The 7,078-nt window shown below is 39.1% G+C and carries 9 protein-coding genes; 8 read left to right on the top strand and 1 reads right to left on the bottom strand.

Translation table 11 applies throughout. The annotated features are described in order from the left end of the window. Window positions 1-263 (top strand): transposase (locus G413_RS0110320; RefSeq protein ID WP_022790782.1); only part of this gene is annotated, 263 nt, incomplete at its 5' end. A gap of 66 nt (window positions 264-329) precedes the next feature. On the opposite strand, the gene G413_RS0110315 is transcribed toward G413_RS0110320, so the two are convergent. Beyond that, window positions 330-893 (bottom strand): manganese efflux pump MntP, encoded by a 564-nt coding sequence (locus G413_RS0110315; RefSeq protein ID WP_022790781.1) that lies wholly within the window; start codon window positions 891-893, stop codon window positions 330-332. Window positions 894-1,110: 217 nt separating this feature from the next. Here G413_RS0110315 and G413_RS12140 point away from each other — a divergent pair, with 217 nt between their 5' ends. The 7 genes from G413_RS12140 (at window position 1,111) to G413_RS11870 (ending at window position 6,959) form a co-directional block, all read left to right on the top strand. Continuing rightward, window positions 1,111-1,626, top strand: coding sequence for a GNAT family N-acetyltransferase (locus G413_RS12140; protein ID WP_027969184.1), 516 nt, complete (start codon window positions 1,111-1,113; stop codon window positions 1,624-1,626). Continuing rightward, window positions 1,627-2,214 (top strand): histidine phosphatase family protein, encoded by a 588-nt coding sequence (locus G413_RS12135; protein ID WP_051130188.1) that lies wholly within the window; start codon window positions 1,627-1,629, stop codon window positions 2,212-2,214. A 145-nt stretch (window positions 2,215-2,359) separates the two neighbouring features. Further along, window positions 2,360-3,376: an iron-siderophore ABC transporter substrate-binding protein gene (locus G413_RS0110300; protein WP_022790780.1), complete on the top strand. Its 1,017-nt coding sequence runs from the start codon at window positions 2,360-2,362 to the stop codon at window positions 3,374-3,376. A 1-nt stretch (window position 3,377) separates the two neighbouring features. Next, the gene (locus tag G413_RS0110295; protein WP_022790779.1) at window positions 3,378-4,370 is read left to right on the top strand and encodes a FecCD family ABC transporter permease; all 993 of its coding nucleotides are present in this window, start codon (window positions 3,378-3,380) and stop codon (window positions 4,368-4,370) included. Continuing rightward, entirely contained in the window at window positions 4,367-5,368 is a 1,002-nt protein-coding gene (locus G413_RS0110290; protein WP_022790778.1) for a FecCD family ABC transporter permease, read from the top strand. Before G413_RS0110295 ends, G413_RS0110290 begins: the two co-directional genes overlap by 4 nt. Further along, a complete protein-coding gene (locus tag G413_RS0110285; RefSeq protein WP_022790777.1) occupies window positions 5,365-6,156 on the top strand; it encodes an ABC transporter ATP-binding protein in 792 nt (263 codons plus the stop codon). The genes G413_RS0110290 and G413_RS0110285 overlap by 4 nt, the downstream gene beginning before the upstream one ends. 500 nt (window positions 6,157-6,656) lie before the next feature. After that, window positions 6,657-6,959, top strand: coding sequence for a hypothetical protein (locus G413_RS11870; RefSeq protein ID WP_022790776.1), 303 nt, complete (start codon window positions 6,657-6,659; stop codon window positions 6,957-6,959). Window positions 6,960-7,078 lie beyond the last annotated feature (119 nt).

The raw sequence follows: 7,078 nt of genomic DNA, 5'->3' as shown, positions 1-7,078 counted from the left end.
TGAAAAGTCTCAGCAACAATGACTATCTGTTTACATTCTATGATTACCCAGAAAGTGTTAGGCATACGATTTATTCAACAAATCTGATTGAAGGAAACAATAAACAATTAAAACGAAGTTTCAAAAAGAAAGAACAATTTCCAACGGAAAAATCTGAAGAGAAATACCTTGTGATTCAATTCAATCGTTACAACGAGAAAAACATGAATCACGTACATAGAGGTTTTGGACAAACAACTAGAGAAGATTGGTTCAAGAGCTAATCTGCTTTACCAAGGATATACTTTTACACATAATTCTTGACGCTACCTTATGACTCTCTGTCTTTTTTAGAAGAATAAATGTTCAATGAGGATTTTAAAACCAAGGAAAATCAACATGCATCCACCAAGGTATTCAGCGTATTTTTGGAAGATCGATCCTAACTTCTTGCCTAATAAAACACAACAGAAGGAAAGCAAAAAAGTGATGATTCCTATCCATGCGGCAGCCCAAAGAATAGGTACCTGTAAAAAGGCAAAGCTTACACCGATAGCTAAGGCATCAATGCTTGTCGCAATTCCTAATAAAAGAACAGTCTTTAAAGGGATGGAGTGCAGTATTTCACATTCTTCTTCCTGTTCTCTTCCTTCTTTGATCATGTTAATGCCAATGATCCCTAACAGAATAAAAGCTATCCAATGATCGATATTAGATATGAAAACCGCAAATTGACTGCCGGCAAAATAACCGATACAAGGCATAATAGCTTGGAAGATACCGAAGGCAAAAGCTAGAATAAAGGCATATTTTAAAAGACTCTTTCTTGGCAATGCCATGCCTTTGGCTAAAGAAACGGCACTTGCATCCATGGCAAGAGAAACCGCAGTTAAAAGTAAAGTAAAAGTATCCATAAGTCCTCCCAAAAAGAAACGAGACCCATGCGAAAAAATCGCATAAGTCTCGTTTTTTACAGTAAACCAGATCAACCGATCAATATGTTGATTTACCCACTTACCTATTTGTAAGATAACTACTCCCTTACGTCTGTTTCATTCTAACAAAGACCAACAAAAACTGCAATTTCATACAGTTAGTATCCACTAATATAATTTGTGGTACAATAAACACATGGAAACAAAAAGATGTTTATTACGACACTGGAAGATTGAGGATGCTTTGCGATTATACGATTTGGCAAAGGATCCGGATATCGGACCGAGAGCAGGATGGCCGCCTCATCAAAGTGTAGAAGAATCCAAAGAGATCATTAAAAATGTATTTAATTTTCCGGAAACCTATGCCATTGTTCTAAAAGAGACTAATGAGATCATCGGATGTATTTCGTTGATGTTTCAGGGACAGGCAAATGTGGAACTGCATGATAAAGAGGCAGAACTTGGATATTGGATTGGCAAAGCGTATTGGGGACAAGGAATCGTGCCGGAAGTGGCAAATTCTTTATTGACTTATGGCTTTTCTCAATTAGGGCTTACACGTATCTTCTGTGGTTACTATAAAGAGAACAAACAAAGCCAAAGAGTCCAGGAGAAGCTTGGTTTTCGTTATCAATATACGATAAAAGATAAAATGGTTTTAGGAACGAAAAGAGAAGAAATTATTAATGTTTTAGAAAGGGAGCAGTGAATGAAGCTATATATTGTTCGACATGGTCAAACTTGGTTTAATGTAATAGGTCGTATTCAGGGATGGTGTGATTCTCCTTTAACGGAAAAAGGAAGAGAGCAGGCAAAGAAACTACGCTTATTTTTTGATACGGTTTCCTTGTCCGCTGGATATTATTCGGGAAGTGAAAGAGCAGGGGATACATTGGAACTGATACTTCATGATCGAAATATTCCTATTCACAAGGATAAACGCTTTAAAGAAGTGTTTTTTGGAGATTACGAGGCAGAATATACAAAAACGATTTTCCCGGATGGTGTCGTAAAGCCGGAGGTGTTCTACGAGCATGGCGGAGAGAATCGACATGATGCTGCTCAACGATTTTTGAGCGCATGCAAAGAGATTTCAAAGAAAGAAACCGGAGATGTTTTAATTGTCAGTCATGGATCGATCATTCGACAGTTCTTAGAGGAGAATTCAGAAGAGTTTCGACAGCTCGCAGCTACCAAAAATTTGACCAAAGCATTGGTTCCCAATTGTTCTGTCAGCATTGTCGAGATAGAAAATGAGAACATCGATGTGATACAATTGCCAACCGTTTATCAATGAGGGAGAAATCCCTTTTTTTATTTTCTAAAGATTAAACGATCAAAGAGATGAAAGTTCATCGTCTACAAAATCTATAATTTTACTAGACATCATTCTATTTTTTCGATACACTATGTTAGCTAGAACTAACTAATGAGGAGGTTGTATGAAAAAAATATGGAAAGTAAGTCTGGCAGTGATCTTAAGTTTTGTTCTTGCTGCCTGTAGTACAGATAGTGGAGTGGATACCAATAAACAAGAGTCGGATTCAACAGGTTATCCTATTACGATTGAACATGCTTTTGGACAAACGGTGTTAGATCATAAACCAGAACGAATCGCTACGGTTTCATGGGGAAATCAAGATGTGCCTTTGGCTTTGGGTGTTGTACCTGTTGGTGTTTCAAGAGCAAACTTTGGTACTGTCAATAAACAGGGCTTGCATCCCTGGACACAAAAAGTATTTGAAGAGCTGGGAGTGAGCGATCCTGTGGTATTTGATGATACAGATGGATTGGATTTTGAGGCCATTGCCGATACAAATCCAGATGTGATCCTTGCGGCGTATTCAGGACTTACACAGGAGGATTATGACACGTTGTCGCAGATTGCCCCTGTGATTGCTTATCCCGAAAAGCCCTGGCAGACACTTTGGCGTCAGCAGGTATTGTTGGATGCGAAAGGGATGGGAATGGAAGCAGAAGGAAAACAGTTGGTTGCTGATACAGAAAAATTGATACAGGATAAATGTAAAGAATATCCCCAGTTAGATGGAAAAAGTGCTGCTTTTATATGGGTAGATGCCTCCGATACCGGTTCCTTCTATGTGTATTTGCCTAAAGATCCCAGAGCTGCTTACTTAACAGATTTAGGTCTAAGCTTTCCAAAAAGTTTAGAAGATCAAGTTAAAGATGCCGATGATTTCTCTATTTCCTTATCCAGCGAATATGCTGATCTTTTAAATGATGTGGATATCCTGGTGACTTATGGAGACAGCACCACGTTAGATCTATTGCAAAAAGATGCGCTGTTTGGAAAGATCAAGGCCATTCAACGAGGCTCTGTAGTGGTTTTAGACAATGATGGAGAATTGGCTGGTGCGGCTACACCAACGGTTTTAAGCATTCAAGCTACAATCGATGCCTATCTAAAAGAATTGGCAAAGGCAGCAGATCAAATTTAGTATGAAGACAAAAGGCAAAATATTTGTGTTTGTTCTTTTAGTGATTCTATTGGCAATTGTAATGTTTTTATCCTTGTCGATTGGGGCAAAATCTTTTTCGTTTTCTGCGTTACTGGAAGCTTTTATGACACAAAACGAATCGTTTGAATTCAGCGTGATTCAACAAAGACTGCCGCGAACGATTTTTGGAGTATTGGCCGGTGCTTCTTTAGCTGTATCCGGTTGTTTGATGCAGAATATCACAAGAAATCCGATAGCGGATCCTGGTATTTTGGGTGTGAACAGTGGCGCTGCCTTATTTGTAGTTTGCGGCATTTCCTTCTTTCATATCAGCGGACCTTTTCCCTATATTGTTTTAGGTTTTCTTGGGGCCTTGTTGACTAGCTTTTTGGTTTATGGGATCGCATCTTCAGGAATGGGAGCGACACCTTTGAAATTAGTATTAGCCGGAGCGGCGGTTTCGATTGCCCTGCAGTCTATTATCAGTATGATCACAATGCCAAATACACAAGTGATGGATACTTTTCGATTTTGGCAGACAGGCAGCATAAGTGGTGCCGATTGGTCAAGCGTGCGCTCTCTCTTGTTTTGTTTTGGAATCGGAATGGTTCTGTCTTTTGCGTTGGCACATTCTTTAAATATGATTTCTTTAGGAGATGAACTGGCAACCGGACTAGGTGTTCGAGTCCAAAAAACAAGAGCAATAGCCGCTTTGGCTGGGGTTCTCCTTTGTGCTTCTGTTACGGCTTTGGCCGGCCCTATTGCGTTTGTTGGTTTAATGATTCCTCATGTGATGCGCCTATTATGCGGCAACAATCTATTTGTGCTCCTTCCTTTTTCGGCAGTAGGCGGTGGTATTTTGTTGTTGGTATCGGATATCCTGGGGCGAGTGCTTCTTGCGCCATCACAGTTAGAAGTAGGAATTGTGAGTGCATTGTTGGGAGCCCCGGTATTTATCGGAATCGTTAGAAAGGCTAAGGTTAAAGGCCTATGATCAAAAAGCTGGCATATCGACAAAGAAGACAAATGTGGGTTTGTATTTGTCTTCTAAGTTTTATGGTCATACTTTTTTCTGGTCTGGAACTCATGTGGGGGAATACCTTTTATTCTCCCTGGGAAGTGATACAAGCCTTAGTGCATCAGGATAATTTTGCGGTGGTGCAGCTTCGATTACCTCGTGTACTTGTAGGAATCCTTTGTGGTTTTGCGTTTGGTATAGCCGGGCATTCTTTTCAAACCATGTTTCGAAATCCTCTGGCCAGTCCGGATATCATGGGAGTAAGCAGCGGAGCCGCTTCGTTCGCGGTTTTTGGTCTGCTGGTGTTACATAAAAGCGGAATCGTCATTTCGATATTATCGGTGATGGGTGCCTTGTTCACATCGTTTTTAATTTATCGGTTTGCCAACAATACAGACTCAAAACTGACAAAGATGATTTTAGTCGGTTTAGGAATGCAGGCCTTTTTACAAGCTTTGATTTCCTATATGATCTTAAAAGCGGCCCCTAATGATCTTTCCAATGCGATGCGATGGCTATCCGGCAGCTTAAATCATTCTTCCATGGATGAAGTCTTGCGTCTGTTGCCGATTGTAGTGCTGATCGGAGGTATATTAATGTGGATACAGCCTCATGTGCAAATACTAAAACTATCAAAGGAAATGGCTATTCCTTTGGGCGTGAATGTAAAAAGAATACAGATGCTTGTTTTTGTTTGCGCTGTAATCCTTGCTGCTGTTGCAGCCTCTACAACCGGACCGATTGCTTCCGTTGCCTTTTTGTCCGGACCGATTGCCCAAAAAATCAGCCGGCAAAATCAGAATAGCTTACCGATTGCCGGCTTAGTAGGAAGCCTGATTGTTTTATTGGCGGATTGTATCTCACAAAATGTGTTACCGATACGCTATCCGGTCGGTGTCATCACCGGAGTGCTGGGAGCACCTTACTTGATTTATACCTTATTGCGATTAAATAAAAAAGGGGGAAGAGGATGATGCATACATTGCGTGTTCAGCAACTGAGCTTTGCCTATGATAAAAAAGAAGTGCTAAAAGACATAGAACTTCAAATTCCCTTTGGAAAAATCAGTGTGATTTTAGGAGCCAATGGATGTGGCAAATCCACTTTATTGAAGAATATGTGCAAGGTTCTTCGTCCCCAAAAAGGACAAGTTTTGCTGGATCAAAAAGAAATCTGGAAGTATAAATCCAAAGAATTGGCAACAAGGATGGGCTTGATGCCACAATCAGCACAGGTTCCGGAAGGAATCAGTGTTTTTGATTTGGTTTCTCGTGGACGATTTCCATATCGTCAGGCGTTTAAGGCTCTGGATTCTAAGGACTTGCAGGTTATTACAACCGCCATGGAGTGGATGAATATTACAGATATTGCGGATAAACAGGTTGATTCTCTAAGTGGGGGTCAACGCCAAAGAGTCTGGATGGCATTAGCTTTAGCACAAGACACGGACATCTTATTTTTGGATGAGCCGACTACATTTTTAGATATTCAATATCAAATCGAGATTCTGGATCGTCTTTACGAATTAAATCAGAAGAAACAAACCACCATCGTCATGGTCCTGCACGATATCAATTTGGCAGCACGCTACAGTCATCACCTGTTTGCCTTAAAGAAAGGCAGTCTGGTGGCAAAGGGAAAACCTGAAGAAATACTGACACCTTCTTTAATCAAGGATGTATATGGTTTGGACTGTAAGATCATAGAAGACCCTTATTATCATTGTCCCATGGTTTTACCTATGGGAAAACATAAAGCGTAAGACGGAAATATCCGTCTTTTTTTGATAGGGGAATTCCCTCTTTGCCAAATGTGTAAATAAAATTGTAAAGCTATGGAATTTTTCAGATAAATCTGATATGATACCTATGTAATGACCCATATTTAAATACAGTCACAATTTACACGCAATTTGACTGCGTTTAAAAACAAGTCATTATTTGCGACGGTAAGGATATAATAAACTACCCTTATTTAAACAATGAGATCCTTTAAAAATTTGCTGTGTTTTGTATAGGTACTCCATATATTTTGATTTCATTGTTTATAGGGATTCTCCTATTCCCCGAATCATCTTAAGTTAACGTCTATAAAAAAGAAAGGCCTAACGATCCTTTACCGTCTTAAAATAGTGTCCAAATTCTATGCATAGGGGCCTTTCTTTTTTTAATTGCTTTTATGTGAAATCAATGGTGCAGAAGCGATCATCTCGTCTTCTTATATAGTTCTTTATATTTTTCCCACTAGAAGGAAAGGGATAACATGGTCAGAGCCTATTCAAATGAATTAAAAAACAAGATTTGTGTAAGAATCTGTAAAAAAAGAGAATCGACTTCTATGGTCGCCAAAGAAATGGATATTCCTTTAAAAACAGTAGAAAAATGGGTAACAGCCTATTATAAGGATCCTAAAGTTTTTGAGGTACCGGAAGGATATATCTTTGAAAAAAGAAGATTGGATGCACATCGTTATGATTCTTATACAAGAGAACAGCTTATTCGAGAGCTAAAAAGAAAAGATACAAAAATTGTATATTTACAGTCCGTTATTGAAAGCAAGAATTAAAACTTTCTGCATACGGATTTTTTTATAACGCTAAGTTCAACTAAAAAGTTGATGCAGAGAATTAAAAATGATGTTTTTAATTTTGATAGAGCGTAAGCACATTAATTGGCAACTCAAAA

The sequence above is a fragment of the Faecalicoccus pleomorphus DSM 20574 genome, assembly GCF_000420345.1.
Taxonomy (GTDB): Bacteria; Bacillota_I; Bacilli_A; order Erysipelotrichales; family Erysipelotrichaceae; genus Faecalicoccus; species Faecalicoccus pleomorphus.
Note: the sequence above shows the minus strand (reverse complement) of the source record. Positions and strands in the feature narration are given on the sequence as shown.

What these genes read in the sequence shown, in the direction of transcription:
- G413_RS0110315 (WP_022790781.1), bottom strand. Translation starts at nt 893, where the DNA reads ATGGATACTTTTACTTTACTTTTAACTGCGGTTTCTCTTGCCATGGAT.
- G413_RS12140 (WP_027969184.1), top strand. Translation starts at nt 1,111, where the DNA reads ATGGAAACAAAAAGATGTTTATTACGACACTGGAAGATTGAGGATGCT.
- G413_RS0110285 (WP_022790777.1), top strand. Translation starts at nt 5,365, where the DNA reads ATGATGCATACATTGCGTGTTCAGCAACTGAGCTTTGCCTATGATAAA.
- G413_RS0110300 (WP_022790780.1), top strand. Translation starts at nt 2,360, where the DNA reads ATGAAAAAAATATGGAAAGTAAGTCTGGCAGTGATCTTAAGTTTTGTT.
- G413_RS12135 (WP_051130188.1), top strand. Translation starts at nt 1,627, where the DNA reads ATGAAGCTATATATTGTTCGACATGGTCAAACTTGGTTTAATGTAATA.
- G413_RS0110295 (WP_022790779.1), top strand. Translation starts at nt 3,378, where the DNA reads ATGAAGACAAAAGGCAAAATATTTGTGTTTGTTCTTTTAGTGATTCTA.
- G413_RS0110290 (WP_022790778.1), top strand. Translation starts at nt 4,367, where the DNA reads ATGATCAAAAAGCTGGCATATCGACAAAGAAGACAAATGTGGGTTTGT.
- G413_RS11870 (WP_022790776.1), top strand. Translation starts at nt 6,657, where the DNA reads ATGGTCAGAGCCTATTCAAATGAATTAAAAAACAAGATTTGTGTAAGA.